Source organism: Arthrobacter sp. THG-b23, assembly GCF_059091265.1.
The window spans coordinates 1-25,650 of record NZ_JBNHGM010000011.1 but is presented as its reverse complement, the minus strand read 5'-3'; the positions used below and the strand labels follow the sequence as shown (position 1 = coordinate 25,650).

The following is a 25,650-nucleotide window of genomic DNA, read 5'->3' as shown; positions in this document are numbered from 1 at the left end:
CCGTTTTGCACCCCGGAAGGTAAGACACAGGCACCATGAAATCCCATGAGATTGTCCGCCGCTGGCTCGACTTCTTCGAGAAGAAGGGCCATTCCGTGGTCCCCTCGGCGTCCCTCGTGTCGCCGGATCCCTCGCTGCTCTTCACCGTGGCCGGCATGGTGCCGTTCATCCCGTACCTGACCGCCCGCGAGACGCCGCCGTACCCGCGCGCCACCAGCGTGCAGAAGTGCATCCGCACCGCGGACATCGAAGAAGTCGGCAAGACCGTCCGGCACGGCACGTTCTTCCAGATGTGCGGCAACTTCTCGTTCGGCGACTACTTCAAGGAACGGGCCATCGCGATGGCCTGGGAACTGCTGACCAGCCCGGTGGAGCAGGGCGGCTACGGCCTGCCCCCGGAGAAGCTCTGGATCACCGTGTACGAAGAGGACGAGGAAGCACTGGCCATCTGGCGCGACCAGGTGGGCGTCCCGGCCGAGCGGATCCAGAAGTCCGGCAAGAAGGACAACTACTGGTCCACCGGCCAGCCCGGCCCGGCCGGGCCCTGCTCGGAAATCTTCTACGACCGCGGCCCGGAGTACGGGATCGAGGGCGGCCCGATCGCCGACGAGACCCGCTATATCGAAATCTGGAACCTGGTCTTCATGCAGTACCAGCGCGGTGCGGGCATCGGCAAGGAAGACTTCGAGATCCTGGGCGAATTGCCGCAGAAGAACATCGACACCGGCCTGGGCATGGAACGCCTCGCGATGATCCTGCAGGGCGTGGAGAACATGTACGAGACGGACCAGGTCCGCCCCGTGCTGGACAAGGCCGCGGAGATCTCCGGCAAGGAGTACACGAGCGCCGAGTCCGACGACGACCCGCACCACGGCGACGATGTGCGGCTGCGCGTGGTGGCCGACCACATCCGCTCCGCGCTGATGCTGATTTCCGACGGCGTGACCCCCTCCAACGAGGGCCGCGGCTATGTGCTGCGCCGGCTGATCCGCCGGGCCGTGCGCGCCATGCGCCTGCTCGGCGTGGAACGCGCCTGCCTGCCGGACCTGCTGCCGGTCTCCCGGGACGCGATGAAGGGCACCTACCCGGAAGTGGCCGACGACTTCGAGCGGATCAGCCGGATCGCCTACGCCGAGGAGAAGGCGTTCCTGCGCACCATTGCCTCCGGCACCGCACGGCTTGAAGAGGCCGTGAAGGAATCCAAGGCTGCCGCGAAGCCGATCTCCGGCGAGGACGCCTTCACCCTGCACGACACCTACGGCTTCCCGATCGACCTGACCCTCGAGATGGCCGAGGAAGCCGGTCTGCAGGTGGACGAGGCCGGATTCCGGTCGCTGATGGCCGAACAGCGCCAGCGCGCCCAGGCCGATGCCCGCGGCAAGAAGCTGGGCCACGCCGACGTGACCGTCTTCCGCGAGATGCTCGCCGAAGGCGAGACCGTCTTCACCGGCTACGACGAACTCAACACCGAATCCACGGTCCGCGGCATCGTCCGCGGCGGCGAAGTGCGCGGTTTCGCCGGCCAGGGCGAGGAAATCGAACTGGTGCTGGAAGCCACCCCGTTCTACGCGGAGGCCGGTGGACAGGCCGCAGACGTCGGACTGATCACCGGTGATGGGTTCGTGGTCGAGGTGCTCGACGTGCAGAAGCCCGTCAAGGGCCTGAGCGTGCACAAGGCCGTGGTGCGCGAGGGCGAACTGCCCTCCGGTGCCACGGTGCAGGCCGCCGTCGACGCCCAGCGCCGCCAGGCCGGCGAGCAGGCGCACACCGGCACGCACATCATCCATGCGGCCCTGCACCAAATCCTGGGCCCGGAGGCGCTGCAGCGTGGTTCCTTCAACAAAGCCGGCTACCTGCGCTTCGACTTCTCCTGGGGCGAGGGACTCTCCGACGCCGCCAAGTCGGAGGTCGAAGAGGTCTCGAACCTGGCCATCCGCAACAACTTCGAGGTCCAGACCCGCATCATGCCGCTGGCCCAGGCCCGCGAGCTGGGCGCCATGGCCCTGTTCGGCGAGGCCTACGGGGACACCGTGCGCGTGGTAGAGATCGACGGCGCGTGGTCCCGTGAGCTCTGTGGCGGAACCCACGTCGAGGCCACCTCGCAGATCGGTTCGTTGACTCTGCTGGGCGAGGCATCGGTCGGTTCGGGCAACCGGCGCGTGGAGGCCTTCGTGGGCATGGAGGCCTTCCGCCACATGGCCGCCGAGCGCGCGCTGGTGAACGAACTCTCCGAAATGCTCAAAGTGCCGGGAGCCCAGCTGCCCGAGCGGATCGCCGCCACCCTGGCCAAGCTCAAGTCCGTGGAGAAGGAGCTGGACAAGCTCCGCAAGGAACAGCTTGCCGCCTCGGCCGCCTCGCTGGTGGCCCAGGCCCAGGACGTGGCAGGAGTGCGGCTGCTGGCGCACAATGCCGGCGAACTCAGCGGCGCCGACGACCTGCGCAGCCTGGCCCTGGACCTGCGGACGCGGCTGGGCTCCGACCCGGTGACCGTGGCCATGACGGGAGTGGCCAACGGCCGGCCCCTGATCCTGGTGGCCACCAATGAGGCCGCCCGTGCCGCGGGCGTCAAGGCCGGCGCCCTGGTCAAGACCGCTGCCGGAGTACTGGGCGGCGGAGGCGGCGGCAAGGACGACGTTGCCCAGGGCGGCGGGTCCGATGCCACCAAGATCGACGAGGCACTGGCCGCCGTGACGGCCGCGGTCGCCAACCGCTAGGGCGTCCTGTGTCTGTTCCCGATTATCCGCGCGGCACCAAACTCGGTGTCGACGTCGGTGCGGTGCGCGTGGGCGTGGCCAGCTGCGATCCGGACGGGATCCTGGCCACCCCGGTGCGCACCCTGAAACGCGATGCCAAGAAAGACAGCGACGTCAGGGTCCTGGTGCGCGAGGCCGCCGAGCGGAACGCCGTGCAGGTGTTCGTCGGGCTTCCGCGGACGCTGTCGGGCGGGGACTCGGCCTCCACGGAAATGGCCCGCGGCTACGCCCGGAAGCTGGCCGCAGCCCTGGCTGTGGCGGGGTCGGCTGCCCGGGTCAACCTGATCGACGAGCGCCTGACTACCGTAGCGGCGCACCGCGGACTGCGGGAGGCTGGCATGGATACGCGTCAACATCGTAAAGTAGTTGATCAGGTAGCTGCGGTGGGTATACTGCAGCAGGCTATTGACATGCAACGGGCCCAAGGGCAGGACGTGGGGACACCTGTCGCACCGCCCGCCGGCAGCCATGTGCCGGATGCCAGCCATGAGGAGCCGACGATTTCGCACGGACATGACCGAAGCGGGGACCCCGGGACATGAGCAAGCACCCCGACGACTGGAACAACCTGCCATCCCGGCGCGCCGTGCGCGGCCGCCCGGCCGCTGACCCGCGCTTCGATGACACCGTCCCGCCGTACTGGGACGACGACGCGGTACCCGAATGGGAGGAAGCGCCCGCGGACGAGGCCTGGCCCGAGCCGCCCGCCCACCCCGCCGCAGCCGCGCCCCCGGTTCCCCCCGGGCGGGACGAGCCGGCCCCCGGCCTCCGGGACCAACCGGCCGCCGCCGGGCGGGACGAGTCCGCCCCGGGCCTCCCGGACGAACCGGCCGCCGCAGGCTGGGACGAACCGGAACCGGCCACCGTCGTCCACCAGCAGGTCCCTGCCGCGGACGGCGAAACGGAGCAGGACTGGGACGTGGCCGACGACGCCGGCGCGTACCAGGACGACGCACAGATCTACCACGACGGCCGCCTGGACTTTTTCGAGGATGAGCCGGCGTCGGGCCGGAAGGGCAAGCCCCGCAGCAAGCAGCGGGCGCGCCGCCGGCGCAACACGATCATGCTGGTCGTGTTCGCGGTCTTCGCCGCTGGCCTGGTCGGCGTGGTGCTGTTCCTGCAGAACCTGCTCGGCATGGGCGGCGGTCCCGAAGACTATGCCGGCCCCGGGGAGGGGCAGGTGACCTTCACCGTGGAACAAGGGGCCGGTCCGCTGGCGATCGCCGGTTCACTGGTGGAAAAGGACATCGTTTCCAACAGCGAAATCTTCCTGGGCGAGCTGGCCAGCCAGGCGAACGGCCGCGAGGTCCAGCCCGGCGACTACCAGATGCAGTACAAGCTGCCGGCCGCGGACGCGGCCGCCATCCTGCTCGCGGACGTGGGGGAGAAGGTTTCCTACGTTGCCATTAACCGCACCTGGCGGCAGGACGAGGTCTTCGACGCCCTGAGCAAGGGCACGAAGATCCCGGCCTCCGAGTTCGCGGAGCTGGCCAAGAATCCGCAGCAGTTCGGGTTGCCGGAGGACGCACGGAACCTGGAAGGGTACCTGTTCCCCGGAGAGTACCGCTGGCCGCTGGACGCCACCGCGGAGGACATCATCGCGGAACTGGTCGCCAACACCAAGGAGCGGCTGACCAGTGACGGCATCACCGACCCGCAGGATCAGTTCCGGGTGCTGACCATCGCCAGCATCATCGAAGCCGAGGCCGGCGAGGCCGACTACGCCAAGGTCGCCGGGGCCATCCAGAACCGGCTGAAGCCTGACAACACCGAAACGAACGGCCTGATCCAGTCCGACGCCACGGTCACGTACGGGCTGGGCCGGAAGGGCTACGACATCACGCCCGAGGAAAAGGCCGACAAGTCGAACCCGTACAACACCTACGCGCACACCGGGCTGCCGGCCGGGCCGATCAACTCGCCCGGCGGACCTGCAATCGACGCGGCCGCCAACCCGGCCGACGTGCCCTACTACTACTGGGTGACGGTCAACCTGGACACCGGCGAGACCAAGTTCGCCGAGACGCTGGCAGAGCACAACGCGTACACCAAGGAATACCAGCAGTGGTGCAGCGAGCAGGAAGAGGGCCGGTGCAGCTGACCGCCCGTCCCGCGGACGGCGGGCCTGCCGGGAGGCGGCCCGCTGCCCGGCAGCTCCAGGCGGCGGTGCTCGGCCATCCGATCGGCCACTCGCGGTCGCCTGCCCTGCACCGCGCCGCCTATGAGCTGATCGGCTTTGACTGCAGCTACCGGGCAATCGATGTCACCGCGGACCGCGTGCCGCAGTTCGTGCAGGGCCTGCGCGCGGAGCGGGACTGGGCCGGGCTGTCGGTGACCATGCCGCTGAAGGCCGCCATGGTCGGCCAGATGGACCGGGTCAGCGAACTCGTGGACCTGCTGGGAGTGCTCAACACCGTGGTTCCCGAGTACGACGGCGAGGGACGGGTGACGCTCTCCGGTCACAACACCGACGTGGCCGGCATCGTCGGTGCCCTGCGCCACGGCGGTGTCGCAGAGGGCGTGCCGGCAGTGATCCTCGGTGGCGGCGGCACCGCCGCAGCGGCCGCCGCCGCGCTGGCGGACCTGAAACCGTCCGAGGTGACCCTGTGCCTGCGGAACCCGGCCAGCGCCGGGAGCGTGCAAGGCATCGCCCGCCACTTCGGCCTGCCGCTGCGGGTGGCCGGGTGGGAGCAGGCGGCCGCCGTGCTGCGGCGGGCCGGGACAGTGGTCTGCACGCTGCCGCCGCGGGCCGCCGATTCCCTGGCCGCGGAGCTGGCGGCGGAGGCCGGAACGGACCGGAGCGGCCGCGTGTTGCTCGACGTCGCTTACGATCCCTGGCCCAGCGAGCTGGCGGCCGTCTGGCAGCGCCACGGCGGGTCGGTGGTCCATGGTTTGGAAATGCTGATCTACCAGGCCGTGGAGCAGGTGCGCTTGTTCGCGGGCGATCGCTTCACCAACGCCGCCGAAGTCACAAATGTGATGTGTGACGCGGTAGGTGCACCGCGGCGCTAAACAGCCCGCCGATGCATGGCAGTATTGAATCCATGTTGCGTTGGTTAACCGCCGGTGAATCCCATGGTCCGGCCCTGGTAGGAATTATCGAAGGCGTCCCTGCCGGCGTCGAACTGACCGCAGCCGAGGTCCAGGATGCCCTGGCCCGGCGGCGTCTTGGCTACGGCCGCGGTGCCCGGATGAAGTTCGAAAAGGACGAGGTCACCCTGGTGGGCGGCGTCCGCCACGGCCTGACCCAGGGCGGCCCGGTGGCGATCGAGGTCGCCAACACCGAATGGCCCAAGTGGGAAACCGTGATGTCCGCCGATCCGGTCGATCCGGCCGCACTGGAGGACCTGGCCCGCAACGCCCCCCTTACCCGGCCGCGGCCGGGCCACGCCGACTTCACCGGCATGCAGAAGTACGGCTTCGACGAAGCCCGCCCCGTGCTGGAACGCGCCAGCGCCCGGGAGACGGCGGCGCGTGTGGCCCTGGGAACCGTGGCCGCGAAATTCCTCGCCGCCCTGGGCATCCGGCTGGTCAGCCACACCACCGCGGTCGGCCGGGTCTCCGTTCCGGAAGGCCGCCCGGTGCCCGGGCCGGGTGATGTCCTGGCGCTGGACGAAGATCCGCTGCGCTGCTTCGACGCGGAGACGTCCGGGGCCATGGTGCTGGAAGTGGACCAGGCGCACAAGGACGGCGAAACCCTGGGCGGCGTGGTCGAGGTACTGGCCTACGGCCTGCCGCCGGGACTGGGCAGCTACGTGCACTGGGACCGCCGGCTGGACGCCCGCCTGGCCGCCGCCTTGATGGGGATCCAGGCGATCAAGGGCGTGGAGGTCGGCGACGGCTTCCTCACCGCCGCCCGCCGCGGATCGGAAGCCCATGACGAAATCGTCCGCGACGAGAACGGCACCATCGTGCGGGCCAGCAACCGGGCCGGCGGCATCGAGGGCGGCATGAGCATCGGGGAAACGCTGCGCGTCCGCGCGGCGATGAAGCCGATCGCGACGGTGCCCCGCGCGCTGTCCACCATCGATGTCACCACCGGAGAGCCGGCCAAGGCCCACCACCAGCGTTCGGACGTCTGCGCGGTGCCGGCGTCCGGCGTCGTCGCCGAAGCCATGGTGGCCCTGGTGCTGGCCGAGGCGGTGACCGAGAAGTTCGGCGGCGACTCCGTGAGCGAGACGGCACGCAACCTCCAGTCCTACCTGGCAGCGATCCCGGAGTCGCTGGATTCGATCGGCCGCTAGTGGCAGCCGGGCAGCCGCTCAAGCTGCGGCGCCACCTGGTCCTGATCGGCCCGATGGCGTCCGGCAAGTCGACGCTGGGCAGCCAGTTCGCCAGCCGGCACGGCCTCGCTTTCGCCGACAGCGACAAGCGGCTCGTCGAACGGCACGGGCCGATTACCGCCATCTTCACCTCGATGGGCGAGCACGCCTTCCGCGAGCTCGAGGCCCGCGAAGTGGCGGCGCTGCTCGCCGCAAACAAGCCGCCCGCCGTGGTGTCGCTGGGCGGCGGCGCCATCCTGGACACCGGTACGCAGCAACTGCTGGCCGACTGCACCGTGGTTTTCCTGGACATCGACGTGGACACCGTGCGGCCGCGCATCATCAAGGACACCGGCCGGCCCCTGCTGGCCGGCGACCCCGTGGGCCGCTGGATCGAGACCTTCGGGCAACGCCGGCCGGTCTACGAGCGCCTGGCCGACCTGGTGCTGGACACCCGCGGCAAGACACAGCAGCAACTGCTGGCCGAACTCAGACAACTGCTTGATGAAAGGCACGAACAGTGAGCAACACCGCCGAGGCAACCACCATCCCGGTCACCGGGAACACGCCCCAGGAAGCGTACGACGTCGTCGTCGGCCACGCGCTGCTGGGCCGCCTGCCGCAGGTGCTGGGGGAGCGGGTCCGGAAGGTCCTGGTGATCCACCCGCGGGCGCTGCGTGCCACCGGCGACGCGGTGCGCGAGGACCTGGCCTCCAACGGGCTGGAGGCGCTGACCGCCGAAATTCCGGACGCCGAGGAGGGCAAGCACATCCAGGTGGCCTCGTTCTGCTGGCAGGTGCTGGGCCAGAACGACTTCACCCGCTCGGACGCCATCGTGGCCGTGGGCGGCGGGGCGGTCACCGACGTGGCCGGCTTCGTGGCCGCCACCTGGCTGCGCGGCGTCAAGGTGGTGCACATCCCCACCAGCCTGCTGGGCATGGTGGACGCCGCGGTGGGCGGCAAGACCGGCATCAACACCGCCGAGGGCAAGAACCTGGTGGGCGCCTTCCACCCGCCGGCCGCCGTGCTGGCCGACCTGGACGCGCTGCAGACACTGCCGCCCAACGAACTGGTCACCGGGCTGGCCGAAGCCGTCAAGTGCGGGTTCATCGCCGACCCGGCCATCCTGGAGGTGATCGAGGCCGATCCCAAGGCCGCGAGCACCGCCGGCACGCCGCAGCTGCGGGAGATCATCGAAAGGTCCATCCGGGTCAAGGCCGCCATAGTCTCCTCCGACCTGCGCGAGTCGGGACGCCGCGAGTTCCTGAACTACGGGCACACCCTCGGCCACGCCATCGAGCTGGCCGAGCGCTACCAGATGCGCCACGGCGCGGCCGTGTCGATCGGGCTGGCCTTCGCCGCCGAGCTGTCCCGGATGGTGGGCCGGCTGGACGACGCCACCGCCGACCGGCACCAGGCGATCCTGACGTCGCTCGGACTGCCCGTTACCTACCGCCGCGACCGCTGGGCCGCGCTGCTGGACGGGATGAAGCGGGACAAGAAGGCCCGCGGGGACCTGCTGCGGTTCGTGGTGCTGGACGGCCTGGCCAAGCCCGGGATCCTGGAAGTGCCGGACACCTCGCTGCTGTTCGCCGCCTACCAGGAGATCGCCGAGTAGCCCCGGCCGCTGCCGCCGCCTTCGGGCGGCAACCCGCCAGCAGGTAGAATGTCTGCTGGACTTCGCTCCGGGCCGGGCGGACTTTCCGCCCGCGGCCCGCCATCATCGACGAAAGTGAAACTGTGGCCACAACCAACGACATCAAGAACGGCACCGTGCTGAAGCTGGACGGCCAGCTGTGGAACGTCATTGAGTTCCAGCACGTGAAGCCGGGCAAGGGCGGTGCGTTCGTGCGCACCAAGATCAAGAATGTCGTCAGCGGCAAGATCCAGGACAAGACGTTCAACGCCGGCCTGAAGATCGAAACCGCCACGGTTGACCGCCGCGATTACACCTACCTGTACAAGGACGGCGACGACTTCGTCTTCATGGACGTGCAGGATTACGACCAGGTGACCGTTCCCGGTCCCGTGGTCGGCGACGACGAGAGCTTCCTGCTGGAAAACATCAAGGTCAACATCGCCATGCACGACGGCATCCCGCTCTACATCGAGCTGCCCGCCTCCGTGGTCATGGAGATCACCTACACCGAGCCCGGCCTGCAGGGCGACCGTTCCACCGGCGGCACCAAGCCCGCCACGGTGGAGACCGGCTACCAGATCCAGGTTCCGCTGTTCCTGGAGACCGGCACCAAGGTCAAGGTCGACACCCGCACCGGCGACTACCTGGGACGAGTCAACGACTAGTGAGTGCTCCCACTTCTGCCCGCGGCAAGGCCCGCCGCAGGGCCGTCGACGTCCTCTTTGAAGCCGAACAGCGCGGCGTGTCCGCCGCCGAGGCGCTGGCCGGGCGGGGCAAGACCGACCAGGTGATCAACCCCTACACCGCGCAGATCGTGGAGGGTGTCGCCGCGCTCCAGCCGACCATCGACGAGTTCCTGGCCACCTACGCCCAGGGCTGGACACTGGAACGGATGCCCGCGGTGGACCGGATCATCCTGCGGGTCGGCTCCTGGGAACTGCTCTACAACGACGACGTCCCCGACGGCGTAGCTGTCAGCGAGGCCGTGGAACTGGCCAAAACGCTGTCGACCGACGAGTCGCCCTCCTTCGTCAACGGACTCCTGGGCCGGCTGCAGCAGCTCAAGCCCACGCTCCTGGCCTGACTCCGGCCTCACAGCCACCATCCCCGACTCCGGCCTAACAGCCACCATCCCCACGCGCGACGGCGGGTGCCCGCTGGGGCATCCGCCGTCGCTGCGCGTTGGCCACCCCTGCCGGCGCGGTGAGCTTGGGCCTCCCGCGGGTGAGCTTGGGCACATCGTCCGCGGATGGCCGTCGCACAGCCGTCACGAACGCTGCGTGCCGACCCGGCCGTGGTAATTTTGAGGGCGCAAGCAACCTTTAAATTCCGTCCAGTGAGGCGGGGAAGGAGGCGGCAACTGATGAACACGGACTCCCCGGCGCAGCAGCCGGCATCGTCGCGCGTTGTACTTGCCGAAGCGGACATCAACCGCGCGTTGACCCGTATCGCCCACGAGATCCTCGAGGCGAACAAAGGCCCCAAGGACCTTGTCCTGCTGGGCATCCCGCGCCGCGGCTACCCGCTGGCCCGGCGGCTGGCCGCCAAAATTGCCGCCGCCGACCCCTCCGTCGCTGCCGAAGAAATCATCGGCCAGCTCGACGTGACCATGTTCCGCGACGACCTGCGCCGCCATCCCACGCGTTCCCCGCTGCCCACCCAGCTGCCGGCAGACGGCATCGACGACAAGGTCGTGGTGCTGGTCGACGACGTACTCTATTCCGGGCGCACCATCCGCGCCGCCCTGGACGCCCTGGTGGATCTGGGCCGGCCGAGGATCGTGCGGCTGGCCGTCCTGGTGGACCGCGGGCACCGCGAGCTGCCGATCCGTGCCGACCATGTCGGCAAGAACCTCCCCACCTCCTCCAAGGAGAAGGTCCGGGTCCGGCTGGCCGAGACCGACACCAACAACGGTGCGCCGGCCACCGACGAAGTAGTGATCGAGGACGTCAGCGCATGAAACACCTGCTCTCCACCGCCGACCTGGCCAAGCAGGACGCGGTGCAGATCCTGGACACTGCCGAGGAGATGTCAGCCGTCTCCCAGCGCGAGGTCAAGAAACTGCCCGTGCTGCGGGGCCGCACCGTGGTGAACCTCTTCTTCGAGGACTCCACCCGCACCCGCATCTCCTTCGAGGCGGCCGCCAAGCGGCTCTCGGCCGACGTCATCAACTTCGCCGCCAAGGGGTCGTCGGTCTCCAAGGGCGAATCGCTCAAGGACACCGCCCAGACCCTGGAAGCGATGGGCGCGGACGCCGTCGTCATCCGGCACTGGGCCTCCGGGGCCCCGGCACGGCTGGCCGGTTCGGGCTGGATCGACGCCGCCGTGGTGAACGCCGGCGACGGCACCCACGAACACCCCACCCAGGCGCTGCTGGACGCGTTCACGCTGCGGCGCACCTGGGCCAAACTCACGGGCATCCCGTCGACGGGGAGCGACCTGGCAGGCATGAAGGTGGCCATCGTCGGGGATATCCTGCACTCCCGGGTGGCCCGCTCCAACCTGTGGCTGCTGCGCACCCTCGGCGCCGAGGTCACCATGGTCGCGCCGCCGACGCTGCTGCCGGTGGGCAGCCGCCAGTGGCCGTGCACGATCAGCTACGACCTGGACGCCACGCTGGCCGAGGGCACGGACGCCGTCATGATGCTGCGCGTGCAGGGGGAGCGGATGAACGCCGCCTACTTCCCGTCCACGCAGGAGTATTCGCGCCGCTGGGGGTTCGACGACCGCCGCCTGGCGGCGCTGGATGCCTCCGGCCGCGCCGGCACCATCATCATGCACCCCGGCCCGATGAACCGCGGGCTGGAAATCTCATCGGCGGCAGCCGACTCGCCGCGGTCCACTGTGCTGGACCAGGTACGCAACGGTGTCGCCGTGCGGATGGCCGCGCTCTACCTGTTGCTCTCCGGCGGCACCGAATCCGCCGCCCCCGCTCCCACCGCCACCCAGGAGGCCAAGTGACCGAGTCCAGCGAAACCACCTACCTGATCCGCGGGGCTTCGCTGACCGGCGGGGAGCGTGCCGACCTGCTGCTCCGCGGCGGGACCATTGTGGAGGCGGGCACCGCCTTGGGCGCGGCCGGCGCCGTCGAAATCGACGCCGACGGGCTGATCGCGTTGCCGGGCATGGTTGACCTGCACACGCATCTGCGCGAGCCGGGCCGCGAGGACGCGGAGACGGTGGAGACCGGCACCCGGGCGGCGGCGCTGGGCGGCTTCACCGCCGTGCACGCCATGGCCAACTCGACGCCGGTCGCCGACACGGCCGGCGTGGTCGAGCAGGTATACACGCTGGGCCGGACCGCCGGCTGGGCGGACGTCCGCCCGGTGGGCGCCGTGACCGTGGGCCTGGCCGGCGAACGGCTCGCCGAGCTCGGCGCGATGGCCGACTCCCGTGCCCGGGTCCGGGTCTTTTCCGACGACGGCATCTGCGTTTCGGACCCGGTGCTGATGCGCCGCGCGCTGGAGTACGTCAAGGCGTTCGACGGCGTGATCGCCCAGCACGCCCAGGAGCCGCGGCTGACCGACGGGGCACAGATGAACGAGGGAACCGTGTCGGCGGTGCTGGGCATGACCGGATGGCCGGCCGTCGCGGAGGAGAGCATCATCGCCCGCGACGTGCTGCTGGCGCAGCACGTGGACTCCCGCCTGCACGTCTGCCACGTCTCCACGGCCGGATCGGTGGAGCTCATCCGCTGGGCCAAGGCCCGCGGGATCAAGGTCACCGCCGAGGTCACGCCGCACCACCTGTGGCTGACCGACGAACTGGTCCGCAGCTACGACCCGGTCTACAAGGTCAACCCGCCGCTGCGCACGGACGAGGACGTGCAGGCCCTGCGCGCCGGCCTGGCCGACGGCACCATCGACGTCATCGGCACCGACCACGCGCCGCACCCTTCCGAGGCGAAGGAGTGCGAATGGGCCCAGGCAGCCATGGGCATGACAGGGCTGGAAACAGCGCTGTCCGTAGTGCAGCACACCATGATCGAGTCCGGCCTGATCGGCTGGGCCGACTTCGCCCGGATCACCTCCGCCATGCCGGCCCGCATCGGCCGGCTGGCCGGGCAGGGCCAACCGCTGGCCGCCGGATCGGCCGCCAACATCACCCTGGTGGACCCCGCGGCGCGTTGGACGGTGGACCCCTCCGCGATGGCCACCAAGGGCAGGAACTCGCCGTTCGCCGGCCGGGAGCTGCCCGGCCGCGTGGTCGCCACGTTCCTCAACGGGCACCCCACCGTGCTGGACGGCGCCCTGAACACCCCGGCACGCCCGGCAGAGGAGGCCTGACATGGACCAGATCCAGGCCGGCCTGGTGATGCTCGCCGTCGCCCTCGTGCTCATGGTGCTGGTGGCCGTCGGCTGGCGCAACCGGCTCAAGCGGCAGCGGGACATCGCGCCGCTGCCGCACGTCCCGGCGGACACCGCCAACCCGACCGGCTACTACGAAGGCATGTACGTGGTCACGACGACGGCGGGGGACTGGCTGGACCGCGTCGCCGTCCACGGCCTCGGCATCCGGACCAAGGCGGCGCTGCGGACCTATCCGCACGGCGTGCTGATCGAGCGACCCGGCTCCACGGACCTCTACATTCCGGCCGGAAGCATCTCCGACGTCCGGACCGAGAGCGGCATGGTGGGCAAGTTCGTGGAGTCCGAGGGCCTGGCCGTGATCACGTGGAAGCTGGGGGAGCGCGAGGTCGACACCGCCTTCCGCACCCGGCAGGCCGCCGAGAAACAACCGCTGCTGGCGCAGCTGCAGACATACCTACCCGCCGTACAGGAAGACTAGGACACATCGTGAGCGCAGAAACAACTTACCTCTCCGCACCGGCGCTGCTGGTGCTCGAAGACGGCCGGACCTTCCGCGGCCGCAGCTACGGCGCACAGGGCACCGCGCTGGGCGAGGCGGTCTTTTCCACCGGCATGACCGGCTACCAGGAGACCATCACCGACCCGTCCTACGCCCGCCAGCTGGTGGTGCAGACCGCGCCCCACATCGGCAACACCGGGGTGAACGACGACGACGCGGAATCCCGCAAGATCTGGGTGGCCGGCTACGTGGTCCGCGACCCGGCCCGCCGGCCCTCCAACTGGCGCTCCGAGCGCAGCCTGGACGACGAACTGGTCAACCAGGGCATCGTGGGCATCCAGGGCGTGGACACCCGCGCGCTGACCCGCCACCTGCGCGAACGCGGCGCGATGAAGGCCGGCATCTTCTCCGGCGACGCGGCCGCCCGCCCCGCGGCGGAGCTGCTGGCCGAGGTCAACGCGCAGCCGGCGATGGAAGGCGCCCGGCTCGCCGAAGAGGTCAGCGTCACGGAAGCCTACGTCGTCGAACCGGCCGACCACGGCTGGGAAGGGGAGCCGCGGTTCACCGTCGCCGCCCTCGACCTGGGCATCAAGGCCATGACCCCCGTACGGTTCGCCGAGCGCGGGATCCGGGTCCACGTGCTGCCCGCGACCGCCAGCTTCGAAGACATCCAGGCCGTCTCGCCCGACGGCATGTTCATGTCCAACGGGCCCGGCGACCCGGCCACGGCCGACCGCCAAGTGCTGCTGCTGCGCAAGGTGCTCGACGCCGGCCTGCCGTTCTTCGGCATCTGCTTCGGCAACCAGATCCTGGGCCGCGCCCTGGGCTTCGGCACCTACAAGCTGCGCTACGGCCATCGCGGCATCAACGTGCCGGTGATGGACCGGCGCACCGGAAAGGTCGAGATCACCTCGCAGAACCACGGCTTCGCCGTCGACGCCCCGCTCGACGGGCCCACGCTGGCCCCGGAGGAGCGCTTCGGCCGGGTCGAAGTCAGCCACGTCTGCCTGAACGACGACGTCGTCGAGGGCCTGAACTGCCTGGACATCCCCGCCTTCTCCGTCCAGTACCACCCGGAGGCGGCCGCCGGGCCACACGATGCGGCGCCCCTGTTCGACCGTTTTACCGACCTGATGAACTCCCGCCGAACCCAGACCGGGACCGCTTCCGAGACGACGAAGGAAAGCAAGTAATGCCCAAGAGAGAAGATCTGAAGTCCGTCCTGGTCATCGGTTCCGGTCCCATCGTGATCGGACAGGCGGCCGAGTTCGACTATTCCGGCACCCAGGCGCTGCGGGTGCTGAAGGAGGAGGGCCTGCGGGTCATCCTGGTCAACTCGAATCCCGCCACCATCATGACGGACCCCGAGTTCGCCGATGCCACCTACGTGGAGCCGATCACGCCGGAGGTGGTCGAAAAGATCATCGCCAAGGAGCGCCCGGACGCCCTGCTGCCCACCCTGGGCGGCCAGACCGCCCTGAACACAGCGATAGCGCTGGACAAGAACGGCGTGCTGGACAAGTACAACGTGGAGCTCATCGGCGCCAACATCGCCGCCATCGAACTCGGCGAAGACCGGGAGAAGTTCAAGGGCGTGGTGGAGCGCTGCGGCGCCGAATCCGCCAAGTCCGTGATCGTGCACTCGATGGACGAAGCCTTCGCCGCCGCCGAGGAACTCGGCTACCCGATGGTGGTGCGCCCGTCCTTCACCATGGGCGGCCTCGGCTCCGGCATGGCTTACAACGCGGAGGACCTGCGCCGCATCGCCGGCGCCGGCATCCAGTACAGCCCCACCAGCGAGGTGCTGCTCGAAGAGAGCATCCTGGGCTGGAAGGAATACGAGCTCGAGATGATGCGCGACAAGAACGACAACGTCGTCGTCGTCTGCTCGATCGAGAACTTCGACCCGGTGGGCGTGCACACCGGCGACTCCATCACCGTGGCCCCGGCCATGACGCTGACCGACCGCGAGTTCCAGAAGCTGCGCGACATCTCCATCGCGGTGATCCGCGAGGTCGGCGTCGACACCGGCGGCTGCAACATCCAGTTCGCCATCGAACCGGACACCGGCCGCGTCGTGGTGATCGAAATGAACCCGCGCGTCTCCCGGTCCTCGGCGCTGGCTTCCAAGGCCACTGGTTTCGCGATCGCCAAGATCGCCACCAAGCTGTCGCTCGGGTACACGCTGGACGAGATCCCCAACGACATCACGCAGCAGACCCCGGCCGCCTTTGAACCGACGCTGGACTACGTCGTCGTCAAGGTGCCGCGTTTCGCGTTCGAGAAGTTCCCGGCGGCCGACCCGACGCTGACCACCACCATGAAGTCCGTGGGCGAGGCGATGGCTATCGGCCGCAACTTCACCGAAGCGCTGCAGAAGGCGCTGCGGTCGCTGGAGCAGAAGGGGTCGCAGCTCGAGTTCGACCCGGTCAACGACTATGACGTGCCCGAACTGCTGGCCAAGTCCAGAGTCGGGTCCACCGAGCGGCTCTCGATGGTGCAGCGGGCGCTGCTCGGCGGCGCCACGGTCGAGCAGGTCTTCGAAGCCACGGCGATCGACCCGTGGTTCCTGGACCAGCTGCAGCTGATCAACGAAGTGGCCACCGAAATCCGCCGCGCGCCGGCGCTGACCGAGGACATCCTGCGGCTGGCCAAGCGGCACGGCTTCTCCGATGAGCAGATCGGCAAGCTCAGCCACACCAGCGAGGCCGTGGTCCGCGGGGTCCGTCACGCGCTGGGCATCCGTCCGGTGTTCAAGACGGTGGATACCTGCGCAGCCGAATTCGCCGCGTACACCCCGTACCACTACTCGTCCTACGACGAGGAGGACGAGGTCGAGCTGCACGCGAAGCCGTCCGTGATCATCCTCGGCTCCGGCCCCAACCGGATCGGCCAGGGCATTGAGTTCGACTACTCCTGCGTCCACGCCACCATGGCGCTGCGCAAGGCCGGGCACGAGACGGTCATGATCAACTGCAACCCGGAGACCGTCTCCACCGACTACGACATCTCCAACCGCCTGTACTTCGAGCCCCTCACGCTCGAGGACGTGCTGGAGGTCATCGCGGCGGAGGAGCGCACCGGCGGCGTGCTCGGAGTGTTCGTGCAGCTGGGCGGCCAGACGCCGCTGAAGCTGGCCCAGGCGCTGGCCGACGCCGGCATCCCGATCCTCGGCACCTCGCCGGAAGCCATCGACCTGGCCGAGCACCGCGGCGCGTTCCAGCGCGTGCTGGATTCGGCCGGCCTGATCGCCCCGAAGAACGGCACCGCCGTGTCTTTCGAGGAAGCCAAGAAGATCGCCGACGAGATCGGCTACCCGGTGCTGGTCCGCCCGTCCTACGTGCTGGGCGGGCGCGGCATGGAGATCGTTTACGACGAGGCCAACCTGTCGCGCTACATCGCCAATGCCACCGAGATCACGCCGGACCACCCGGTGCTGGTGGACCGCTTCCTGGAAGACGCGATCGAGATCGACGTCGATGCCCTCTACGACGGCAAGGACCTCTACGTCGGCGGCATCATGGAGCACATCGAGGAGGCCGGGATCCACTCCGGCGACTCCGCCTGTGTGCTGCCGCCGATCACCCTGGGCGCCGACGTGCTGGACCGGGTGCGCAACGCCACCGCCGCCATCGCCGAGGGCGTGGGGGTGCGCGGCCTGATCAACATCCAGTTCGCGCTGGCCGCCGACGTGCTCTACGTGATTGAGGCCAACCCGCGCGCCTCGCGCACCGTCCCGTTCGTGTCCAAGGCCACCGGCGTGCAGCTGGCCAAGGCCGCGGCGCTGATCGGTACCGGAGTTGACATCGCCATGCTGCGCAGCGTCTACAAGGTGCTGCCGGAGACCGGTGACGGTTCCCGGCTGCCGCTGGAGGCACCGGTGGCGGTGAAGGAGGCGGTGCTTCCGTTCAGCCGGTTCCGCACGCCCGAAGGCACCGTGGTCGACTCGCTGCTCGGCCCGGAGATGCGCTCCACCGGCGAGGTCATGGGCATTGACAAGTACTTCGACACGGCCTTCGCCAAGAGCCAGGCCGCGGCCGGCAGCGCCCTGCCGACGTCCGGCAAGGTGTTCGTCTCGGTGGCCAACCGCGACAAGCGCTCCATCATCATGCCGGTGAAGCTGCTGGTGGACCTGGGCTTCGAAATCCTCTCCACCGGCGGCACGGCCGAAGTGCTGCGCCGCAACGGCATCCAGTCCACCACCGTGCGCAAGATCGCCGAAGGGCGCTCCGACGAGGGCGAGGGCACCATCGTCGACCTCATCACCGAAGGCCGCATCGGGCTGATCCTCAACACCCCGTCCGGCGGCCAGGCCCGCGGCGACGGCTACGAGATCCGCGCTGCGGCGACGTCGGTGGGAACCCCGATCATCACCACCGTGTCCGAGTTCGGTGCCGCCATCCAGGCCATCGAAGCGATGCGCCAGTACGAGTGGGACGTGACCAGCCTGCAGGAGCACGCGGAGAACCTGAAGGCCGCGTTCTATGCCTGAGCCGCACGCCCGGCCGCAGCCAGCCACCTTCGGGCAGCGGCTGCGGGCGGCGATGGAGGCCCGCGGGCCGCTGTGCGTGGGCATTGACCCCCACCCGTCGCTGCTCTCCGCCTGGGGACTGAACGACGACGCCGAAGGGCTCGAACGCTTCTCCCTCACCGTGCTGGACGCGGTGGGGGAGCAGGCTGCCGCCCTCAAGCCGCAGGTGGCGCTGTACGAACGACACGGTTCGGCCGGCCTGGCGGTGCTGGAGAAGCTGCTGGCGGCGGCGGCCCAGGCCGGCGCCCTGACGATTGCCGACGCCAAGCGGGGCGACATTGGCTCCACCATGGCCGCCTACGCCGACGCGTGGCTGCGCGACGGCTCGGCGCTGGCGGCCGACGCCGTGACGCTCAGCCCCTACCTCGGGTACGGATCGCTGCGGCCGGCGCTGGACCTGGCGGCGGCAACCGGCCGCGGAGTGTTCGTGCTGGCGCTGACTTCCAACCCGGAGGGCGCCAGCGTGCAGCACGTCGGCGGCGCCGAGTCCGTGGCCGCCCGGATCGCGGAGGCGGCGGCCGCCGACAACGCGGAGGCCGGCCGCGCCGGCGAGCTGGGCTCCGTCGGCCTGGTGGTCGGCGCCACGGTCCGGGCCGAGGTGATGGAACGGCTCGGGCTGGACCTGGCGGCGGTCAACGGGCCGCTGCTGGCCCCCGGGCTGGGCGCACAGGGTGCCACCGGGGCGGACATCGCGGCGGCCTTCGGTTCCGCCGTCGGGAATGTCCTGGCCACCTCCAGCCGGGACATCCTCCAGGCCGGCCCGGACACCGCCGCCTTGCGCGGGGCCGCGGACCGCACCCTGGCCGGCTTGTCGGGCCTCGCGGGCTGAGCGGCGGCCGGGGCTGGCCCGTCTAACCTCCTGTGCCGAACAGCCGGGCGTGGCGGCGGCCCTGAGCCGCCGTGTTGCGGTTCTGGTAAGTTCAATTCATGCCCAATGTGCCCGCCCGGCATCTTGTCCGCGGGCCGGATTGTCTGGAGGAGCTGTGGGTCTTCGACCGCTGACGGAGAGCGAACGCACCACCGCCCGGCTGAAAGCGACGGCCGCCCGGGTCGAACGTGCGGAAATCAAGGCCAAAGTGAAATCCGGCGCCATGACCGTTGCCGAGGTGATCGAGGCGGCCGCGTCGATGGAATCGGTCGGCCGGCTGCGTGTGGCAGAACTGCTCGAAGCGTTGCCGGGCATCGGCCCGGTCCGCGCGGCCGCCATCATGGAGACGGTCCGCATTGCGCCCAGCCGCCGGCTGCGCGGGCTCGGCATCCACCAGCGGCGAGCCCTGATAGACCACTTGAAATCCCAGTAACAGATGGAAGATATGTCCGACAAACCCCGCCTGACCGTTCTCGCCGGCCCCACGGCCGTCGGCAAGGGCACCGTTTCCACCTATATCCGCGACAACTACCCCGACGTCTGGCTGTCGGTATCCGCCACCACCCGCGAACCGCGGCCCGGTGAGCAGGACGGCGTCCACTACTATTTCGTCGGCCCCGAAGAGTTCGACCGGCTGGTGGCCGCCGGCGACATGCTCGAGTGGGCCCTCGTGCACGGCCGGAACCGCTACGGAACGCTGCGGCGCACCGTGGAGGAGGCCATGGCTGACGGCAAATCCGTGCTTTTGGAGATCGACCTGCAGGGCGCCCGGCAGGTCAAGGAGTCCATGCCGGATGCCACGTTCGTGTTTTTGGCCCCGCCCAGCTGGGAGGAAATGGTCCGCCGACTGGTGGGCCGCGGCACGGAAACACCCGAAGAACAGCAGCGCCGGCTGGAAACCGCTAAACTGGAACTTGCTGCCGAGCCCGAGTTCGATTTCACCGTCGTTAACGACGATGTCCAGCGGGCGGCAGACGAGCTCGTTTCATTGATGGGACTTGTCCCGCACCCGCGCTGAGCGGGTACAGAGAACACGTCCCGGAACCCATTGGAGATTTAGTGTCGACCAACCTCGAAGGCATCATCAACCCGCCGATCGACTCCCTGCTGGAAGCAACGGATTCGAAGTACGCGCTGGTGATTTACGGTGCCAAGCGTGCCCGCCAGATCAACGCCTACTACTCGCAGCTGCACGAAGGCCTGTTCGAGTACGTCGGCCCGCTGGTGGACACCAAGCTGAACGAGAAGCCGCTGTCCATCGCACTGCGCGAAATCAACGAGGGCCTGCTGGTCAGCAAGCCCGTCGAAAAGGCCGCAGAGTAACCAGCGTCTAACACCGGGGCAGGCATGCGGATCATTTTGGGCGTAGGCGGCGGCATCGCCGCCTACAAGTCGGCATCCCTGCTTCGGTTGTTTAAGGAAGCCGGCCACGACGTGACGGTCATCCCGACCGACGCCGCCGACAAGTTCGTGGGCCGCGCCACCTGGGAAGCCCTCTCCGGCAACCCGGTGAGCAACAGCGTGTTCGATGCCGTCGAGTCGGTCAACCACGTCCGCCTCGGCCAGGACGCGGACCTCGTCGTCGTGTGCCCGGCCACCGCGGATCTGCTGGCACGCGCCGCCGCCGGCCTGGCCGGCGACCTGCTCACCAACACGCTGCTGGTGGCCACCGCACCCGTGGTCTTTGTGCCAGCCATGCACACCGAAATGTGGCAGCATCCAGCCACCGCGGCGAACGTGGCCACGCTGCGCAGCCGGGGCACCACGGTGATGGACCCGGCCGTAGGCCGCCTGACCGGCAAGGACACCGGCCCCGGCCGGCTGCCCGAACCGGCGGAAATCTACGATTTCATCGCCGCAGGCCTCGCCGACGGAACGTTGAAACCCCGGACGACGGCGGAGGCCGGCTGGGCGCCGGAGGACTCGGCCGTGCCCGGGCTCGCGGCTCCGGAACCCGGTCCGCTGGCCGGGAAGCGGGTCCTGGTCACTGCCGGCGGCACCCGCGAACCGCTGGACCCCGTGCGCTTCCTGGGCAACCGGTCCTCCGGCAAGCAGGGCGTGGCACTGGCCCGCGCCGCGGCGGCTGCGGGAGCGGAGGTCGAACTGATCGCCGCCCACCTCGAGGTGGATATTCCCGACGGGCTCAAGTCCAGCTCGGTGGAGACCGCCCTGGACCTGCGCGAGGCGACGCTCGAAGCGGCGGCGCGCTCCGACGTCGTCATCATGGCAGCCGCCGTGGCGGATTTCCGGCCGGCGGAAGTGACCGACACCAAGATCAAGAAGCGCGACGACGCCGAGGACCCGGTGATCACGCTGGTGCGGAATCCGGACATCCTGGTGGAGGTCGTGCAGCAGCGCGGCTCCGGCGAGGCGCCGCTGATCGTCGGTTTCGCGGCGGAGACCGGCGACGACCGCGGCGACGTGCTCGACTATGCGCGCAGCAAGCTCGAACGGAAGGGCTGCGACCTGCTGGTGCTCAACCGAGTGGGCCGCGACCTGGTGTTTGGCCAGGATGACACCGAGATCACGGTGCTGGCACGCAGCGGCGTCGAACCGCAGACCCACCGCGGCAGCAAAGACAGTGCGGCGGCCGTGGTCATCGAGCGCATCACCGCCGAACTCTCCGGCTGATGCTGCTTCCGGGCATCCGGGCTGACACTGCCTTCAGGCTGACGCCGGCTCCGGGTTGACACTGCCTCAGGGGCGACACTGGCTCCGGGCTGCCACTGCTTGTGCCGCTTGGGGGGAGCGGAAGACGCGTCTTCTTCATCTCCCTCATGCCGCGGTAACCGGACCACCCGTTACCCCCTGTGTACTACTGTTTCGCTCCATGACCGGGCCTTCGGGGCCGCGTCTACAGTTCCGTGGCGGTCCCCGCCAGCAAGTAAGGTATGTCTGTGACTTCTTCTGACAGCAATCTGCGGCTCTTCACGTCCGAGTCCGTGACCGAAGGCCATCCGGACAAGATCTGTGACCAGATTTCCGACGCCATCCTCGACGCCCTGCTGCGCGAGGATCCCGAGTCGCGGGTAGCCGTAGAGACGCTGACGACGACCGGCCTGGTACATGTGGCCGGCGAGGTTACCACTCAGGGCTACGTGGAGATCCCGCAGATCGTCCGCGATACCATCCTGGAGATCGGCTACAACTCCTCGGACAAGGGGTTTGACGGCGCGCGTTGCGGCGTCTCGGTTTCCATCGGCCAGCAGTCGCCGGAGATCGCCTCAGGGGTCTTCAACTCCTTTGAAACCCGCGAGGGGACCGGTATCGACGCGCGCGATGCCCAGGGCGCCGGCGACCAGGGCATCATGTTCGGCTATGCCAGCGACGAGACCGACGTCCTGATGCCCGCACCGATCTGGCTCGCGCACCGGCTGTCCGAGCGTTTGACCGAGGTGCGGAAGGACGGGACGCTGCCGTATCTGCGGCCCGACGGCAAGACGCAGGTGACCATCGGTTATGACGGCGACAAGCCGGTGTCCGTTAACTCGGTCGTGATTTCCAGCCAGCATGAAGGCGGCGTGGACCTGGAACATCTGCGTGCGGACCTCGCCTCGCGCGTCATCGAGCCGGTGCTGGCGACCAGTTCCCTGGACGCCACCAACGTGCGCTACATCCTTAATCCGGGCGGCGACTTCGTGATCGGCGGGCCGGTGGGCGACGCCGGGCTGACCGGACGCAAAATCATCGTGGACACCTACGGTGGCATGGCCCGTCACGGCGGCGGCGCGTTTTCCGGCAAGGATCCGTCCAAGGTGGACCGTTCCGCCGCCTATGCCATGCGCTGGGTGGCCAAGAACGTGGTGGCCGCGGGACTGGCCCGTCGTGCCGAGATCCAGATCGCGTACGCCATCGGGATGGCGCGGCCGGTCGGCATTTACGTGGAAACGTTCGGAACCGAGACCGTTGATCCGGCGCGCATCGCCCAGGCGATCGAGGAAGTCTTCGACCTGCGTCCGCTGGGCATCATCGACGACCTGGAGCTCAAGCGGCCCATCTACAAGCAGACCGCGGCACACGGGCATTTCGGCCGTGAACATGCCGACTTCACCTGGGAGCGGACCGACCGGGCGGACGCACTGCGCAGCTACTTCAACGCCTGAGCCTGATGGGCCCTGATCCGCACCAGCTGAGCCTGCTGCAGGGCTTCGGTGCCCCCAAGCAGGCGCCGGGCACCTCGCCGGCGGCGGCGACCGATCCGGTGGCCCGGGTGCTGATCGAAACGGCGCTGCCGCATCTGGACCGGATCTTCGATTATCTGGTGCCGGAGCATTTGGACGCCGACGCTGTTCCCGGCGCGCGGGTCAAGGCCCGGTTCGGCGGCCAGGAAATGAGCGGGTACATCACCCGCCGCACGTCCGAGGTGCCGGAAGGGGTCAAGCTGGCTCCGTTGGCCAAGGTGGTTTCCGCGCAGCCGGTGCTGACCGAGGAACTGCTCCGGCTGGCCACGTCGGTGGCCGAGCGCTACGCCGGAAACGTCAGCGACGTACTGCGCGCCGCCATCCCGCCCCGCGTCGCCAAGGTGGATAAGGAATTCGCCGCCTGGGCGACCGACGCTGCGGCAGCGGAGGCCCAGCCGGCCGTGGATGCCCACGCGGCTACCACCGTCGCCACGGATGCCGCGGCTGCCGCCGCCCCTCCGGCTGCCACCGCTGCTCCGGTTGCCGCCGCCCCTCCGGCTGCCACCGCTGCTACTGCCGACCCGGCAGCTACGGCTGAGGCGGAGCAAGCCTTCGCCGGTTATGACGGCGCCGGCGACTTTCTGGCCCAGCTGGCGTCGGGCGCCGCCCCGCGGGCCGTGTTGGCCAGCCACAAGTCCTACGGCCCTGCTTCGTGGGCAGCCCAAGTAGCGCACGCCGTGGCGAGCGTACGGCAGAGCGGCCGCGGCGCCGTCGTCGTTGTTCCGGACGCCAAAGACCTGGCGCGGCTGGAAGCCGAATTGGAGCGCGTCCTCGGCGCGGACCAGTTTGTCCGCCTGACTGCCGAGGACGGGCCGACGCCGCGCTACCGGAACTACCTGCGGTTGCTGCATGGCGAGGTGTTCGTGGCCGTCGGGACGCGCTCGGCCGCCTTCGCCCCGGTGCAGGATTTGGGCCTGGTGGCCATGTGGGACGACGGCGATGACCTGCTGCTGGAGCAGCGTTCCCCCTACCAGCATGCCCGCGAGGTGTTGTTGTTGCGCACGGCGCAGGCCGGCTGCGCGGCCCTGTTCGCTGGTGTCTCGCGGAGCGGCGAAGCACAGCGGCTGGTTGAGAGCGGCTGGGCGTCGGCGCTCACGCCCGCCCGGCCGTTCCTGCGCCAGGCGACTCCGCGCATCCTCAACACCGCGGATTCGTTCCAACAGGAACGCGATCCCATGCTGCGCCATGCCCGTCTGCCGCAGGCCGCGTGGCGGGCCGCCAAGGAAGGCCTGGAACGCGGTCCGGTGCTGGTCCAGGTGGCGCGGACCGGCTTCTCACCTGCCCTTGCCTGCCAGGACTGCCGCACGCCCGCCAGATGCACCGACTGCAACGGGCCGCTGGCGCAGCCGGGGCGCGCGGCGGCTCCGGCTTGCCGGTGGTGCGGCCGCTTGGCCACGAACTATTCCTGTCCCGAATGCGGGTCCCACCGACTCCGCGCCTCTGCAGTCGGCGCCCTGCGTACCGCAGAAGAACTGGGACGTGCGTTCCCGGGGGCGACGGTCGTGTCTTCTTCGGGGGAACACATCAAGTCTGTGGTCGAGTCAAGGAAAGCCCTGGTGGTCGCAACACCGGGAGCCGAGCCGGTGGCGCCCGGCGGCTACGCGGCCGCGTTGCTGCTGGATGGCAACGCCATGCTCAGCCGCGAGTCCCTTCGCGCCCCCGAAGACGTGCTGCGCCGATGGTTCCGCGCAGCGTCGCTGGTGCAGCCGGCGTCGGAAGGGGGGCTGGTGGTAGTCACCGCCGATCAGGATGCCGTTGTGGCGCCCTTGGTTCGGTGGGACCCCACCGGCGCCGCAGCCAGGGAGATGCAGTTGCGGCGCGAGCTTCAGCTTCCCCCGGCCGTGAGGATCGCCGCCCTGACAGGGAAGCCCTCAGGCATTGAAGCTTTCATGGCGGATTTTGAGCTCAGCGGCAGCCTTCGCAGCGTCGGACCCGTTGAGTTGCCGGCCCGACCGGGGGAGAGCAGTGAGCACCGCCTGCTGCTGTTCTTCAGCTATCAGGATGGCGCCCGCGTGACTGCTGCGCTCCGTCACCGCAAGGCGGCGCTGTCCGCCAAGCGCGTCCCCGACCCGGTACAGGTGCGCTGCGACGGGACCGACCTGCTGTAACCTTCCGAATGCGCGGTCCGGCTCCGGGCGCGGGGCGCTTGGGCTGCGTCTGAACCGGGTGACGGCGTGCCTGGGAGTGGTGGCGGGGTGGAGGTGTAGGTGTGTCCGGTGGGGGTGGTGGTTTCCACGGTGTGGTGTGGTCCGTCGATGGGGCGGGAGGTCCAGCCTTCGGCTTCCTTGGACTGGTTGCATTGTTCGCAGAGTCCGTGGCCGTTGGCCATGGTGGTTTTGCCGCCTTGTGACCAGGGCAGGATGTGGTCGATGTGCCGGATCGGGGCGTCGCACCAGGGCCTGCCGCAGACGGCGTCGCGGGCGAGGATCATCCGGCGCATCCCGTCGGGGAACTTCCGGGCGGCCGAGTCCATCCCCAGCAGCTGCCCGGTCCCGGGGGCGGTGTAGAGACGGCGGACCCAGATGTCCTCCACACTGTGTTGTTTCAGCACTTTGGTGCGGTGGGCCTGTTCGCGGGCGGTCTTCCAGCCCGGCTCGGTCCCGGCCG

The 25,650-nt window shown here is 69.3% G+C and carries 23 protein-coding genes; 22 read left to right on the top strand and 1 reads right to left on the bottom strand.

Annotation, left to right across the window (positions count from 1 at the left end):
* Window positions 1–35: 35 nt before the first annotated feature.
* The 22 genes from alaS (at window position 36) to AC5RVD_RS15660 (ending at window position 25,151) form a co-directional block, all read left to right on the top strand.
* On the top strand, window positions 36–2,714 hold the full coding sequence (alaS, locus tag AC5RVD_RS15765) for an alanine--tRNA ligase (protein ID WP_494127450.1): 2,679 nt from the start codon (window positions 36–38) through the stop codon (window positions 2,712–2,714).
* A gap of 8 nt (window positions 2,715–2,722) precedes the next feature.
* On the top strand, window positions 2,723–3,295 hold the full coding sequence (ruvX, locus tag AC5RVD_RS15760; protein ID WP_494120745.1) for a Holliday junction resolvase RuvX: 573 nt from the start codon (window positions 2,723–2,725) through the stop codon (window positions 3,293–3,295).
* On the top strand, window positions 3,292–4,854 hold the full coding sequence (gene mltG, locus AC5RVD_RS15755) for an endolytic transglycosylase MltG (protein ID WP_494127449.1): 1,563 nt from the start codon (window positions 3,292–3,294) through the stop codon (window positions 4,852–4,854). Before ruvX ends, mltG begins: the two co-directional genes overlap by 4 nt.
* Window positions 4,851–5,765 (top strand): shikimate dehydrogenase, encoded by a 915-nt coding sequence (locus tag AC5RVD_RS15750; RefSeq protein WP_494127482.1) that lies wholly within the window; start codon window positions 4,851–4,853, stop codon window positions 5,763–5,765. Before mltG ends, AC5RVD_RS15750 begins: the two co-directional genes overlap by 4 nt.
* A gap of 32 nt (window positions 5,766–5,797) precedes the next feature.
* Window positions 5,798–6,997 (top strand): chorismate synthase, encoded by a 1,200-nt coding sequence (gene aroC, locus AC5RVD_RS15745; protein ID WP_494113498.1) that lies wholly within the window; start codon window positions 5,798–5,800, stop codon window positions 6,995–6,997.
* Complete coding sequence (locus AC5RVD_RS15740) at window positions 6,997–7,539, top strand: shikimate kinase (protein ID WP_494113499.1); 543 nt, start codon at window positions 6,997–6,999, stop codon at window positions 7,537–7,539. Before aroC ends, AC5RVD_RS15740 begins: the two co-directional genes overlap by 1 nt.
* Window positions 7,536–8,633, top strand: a complete 1,098-nt coding sequence (gene aroB, locus AC5RVD_RS15735) for a 3-dehydroquinate synthase (RefSeq protein ID WP_494113500.1) — start codon at window positions 7,536–7,538, stop codon at window positions 8,631–8,633. The genes AC5RVD_RS15740 and aroB overlap by 4 nt, the downstream gene beginning before the upstream one ends.
* Before the next feature lie 122 nt (window positions 8,634–8,755).
* Complete coding sequence (gene efp / locus AC5RVD_RS15730; protein WP_493987129.1) at window positions 8,756–9,319, top strand: elongation factor P; 564 nt, start codon at window positions 8,756–8,758, stop codon at window positions 9,317–9,319.
* Window positions 9,319–9,738, top strand: coding sequence for a transcription antitermination factor NusB (nusB, locus tag AC5RVD_RS15725; RefSeq protein ID WP_493987130.1), 420 nt, complete (start codon window positions 9,319–9,321; stop codon window positions 9,736–9,738). Before efp ends, nusB begins: the two co-directional genes overlap by 1 nt.
* Window positions 9,739–10,017: 279 nt before the next feature.
* Window positions 10,018–10,614 carry a bifunctional pyr operon transcriptional regulator/uracil phosphoribosyltransferase PyrR gene (pyrR, locus tag AC5RVD_RS15720; protein ID WP_493987131.1) on the top strand — a complete coding sequence of 199 codons (597 nt, stop codon included), beginning with the start codon at window positions 10,018–10,020 and terminating at the stop codon, window positions 10,612–10,614.
* The gene (locus tag AC5RVD_RS15715) at window positions 10,611–11,615 is read left to right on the top strand and encodes an aspartate carbamoyltransferase catalytic subunit (RefSeq protein WP_494113501.1); all 1,005 of its coding nucleotides are present in this window, start codon (window positions 10,611–10,613) and stop codon (window positions 11,613–11,615) included. Before pyrR ends, AC5RVD_RS15715 begins: the two co-directional genes overlap by 4 nt.
* The gene (locus AC5RVD_RS15710; protein ID WP_494113502.1) at window positions 11,612–12,940 is read left to right on the top strand and encodes a dihydroorotase; all 1,329 of its coding nucleotides are present in this window, start codon (window positions 11,612–11,614) and stop codon (window positions 12,938–12,940) included. Before AC5RVD_RS15715 ends, AC5RVD_RS15710 begins: the two co-directional genes overlap by 4 nt.
* A gap of 1 nt (window position 12,941) precedes the next feature.
* Entirely contained in the window at window positions 12,942–13,442 is a 501-nt protein-coding gene (locus AC5RVD_RS15705) for a PH-like domain-containing protein (RefSeq protein WP_494113503.1), read from the top strand.
* An 8-nt stretch (window positions 13,443–13,450) separates the two neighbouring features.
* Window positions 13,451–14,656 carry a glutamine-hydrolyzing carbamoyl-phosphate synthase small subunit gene (gene carA, locus AC5RVD_RS15700; RefSeq protein ID WP_494127448.1) on the top strand — a complete coding sequence of 402 codons (1,206 nt, stop codon included), beginning with the start codon at window positions 13,451–13,453 and terminating at the stop codon, window positions 14,654–14,656.
* A complete protein-coding gene (gene carB / locus AC5RVD_RS15695) occupies window positions 14,656–17,955 on the top strand; it encodes a carbamoyl-phosphate synthase large subunit (protein WP_494127447.1) in 3,300 nt (1,099 codons plus the stop codon). The genes carA and carB overlap by 1 nt, the downstream gene beginning before the upstream one ends.
* A complete protein-coding gene (pyrF, locus tag AC5RVD_RS15690; RefSeq protein WP_494127446.1) occupies window positions 17,948–18,823 on the top strand; it encodes an orotidine-5'-phosphate decarboxylase in 876 nt (291 codons plus the stop codon). Before carB ends, pyrF begins: the two co-directional genes overlap by 8 nt.
* A gap of 154 nt (window positions 18,824–18,977) precedes the next feature.
* On the top strand, window positions 18,978–19,295 hold the full coding sequence (gene mihF, locus AC5RVD_RS15685) for an integration host factor, actinobacterial type (RefSeq protein WP_494113507.1): 318 nt from the start codon (window positions 18,978–18,980) through the stop codon (window positions 19,293–19,295).
* Between the two features lie 12 nt (window positions 19,296–19,307).
* Window positions 19,308–19,880 (top strand): guanylate kinase, encoded by a 573-nt coding sequence (gene gmk, locus AC5RVD_RS15680; protein ID WP_494113508.1) that lies wholly within the window; start codon window positions 19,308–19,310, stop codon window positions 19,878–19,880.
* A 41-nt stretch (window positions 19,881–19,921) separates the two neighbouring features.
* Window positions 19,922–20,185: a DNA-directed RNA polymerase subunit omega gene (gene rpoZ / locus AC5RVD_RS15675; protein ID WP_493977538.1), complete on the top strand. Its 264-nt coding sequence runs from the start codon at window positions 19,922–19,924 to the stop codon at window positions 20,183–20,185.
* A 24-nt stretch (window positions 20,186–20,209) separates the two neighbouring features.
* Window positions 20,210–21,493, top strand: coding sequence for a bifunctional phosphopantothenoylcysteine decarboxylase/phosphopantothenate synthase (locus tag AC5RVD_RS15670; RefSeq protein WP_494127445.1), 1,284 nt, complete (start codon window positions 20,210–20,212; stop codon window positions 21,491–21,493).
* A gap of 266 nt (window positions 21,494–21,759) precedes the next feature.
* Window positions 21,760–22,965 (top strand): methionine adenosyltransferase, encoded by a 1,206-nt coding sequence (metK, locus tag AC5RVD_RS15665; RefSeq protein ID WP_494127444.1) that lies wholly within the window; start codon window positions 21,760–21,762, stop codon window positions 22,963–22,965.
* A 5-nt stretch (window positions 22,966–22,970) separates the two neighbouring features.
* Window positions 22,971–25,151 carry a primosomal protein N' gene (locus tag AC5RVD_RS15660; RefSeq protein WP_494127443.1) on the top strand — a complete coding sequence of 727 codons (2,181 nt, stop codon included), beginning with the start codon at window positions 22,971–22,973 and terminating at the stop codon, window positions 25,149–25,151.
* On the opposite strand, the gene AC5RVD_RS15655 is transcribed toward AC5RVD_RS15660, so the two are convergent.
* Window positions 25,073–25,650 (bottom strand): HNH endonuclease (locus AC5RVD_RS15655; protein WP_494127442.1); only part of this gene is annotated, 578 nt, incomplete at its 5' end. The two genes, AC5RVD_RS15660 and AC5RVD_RS15655, sit on opposite strands and share 79 nt — an antisense overlap.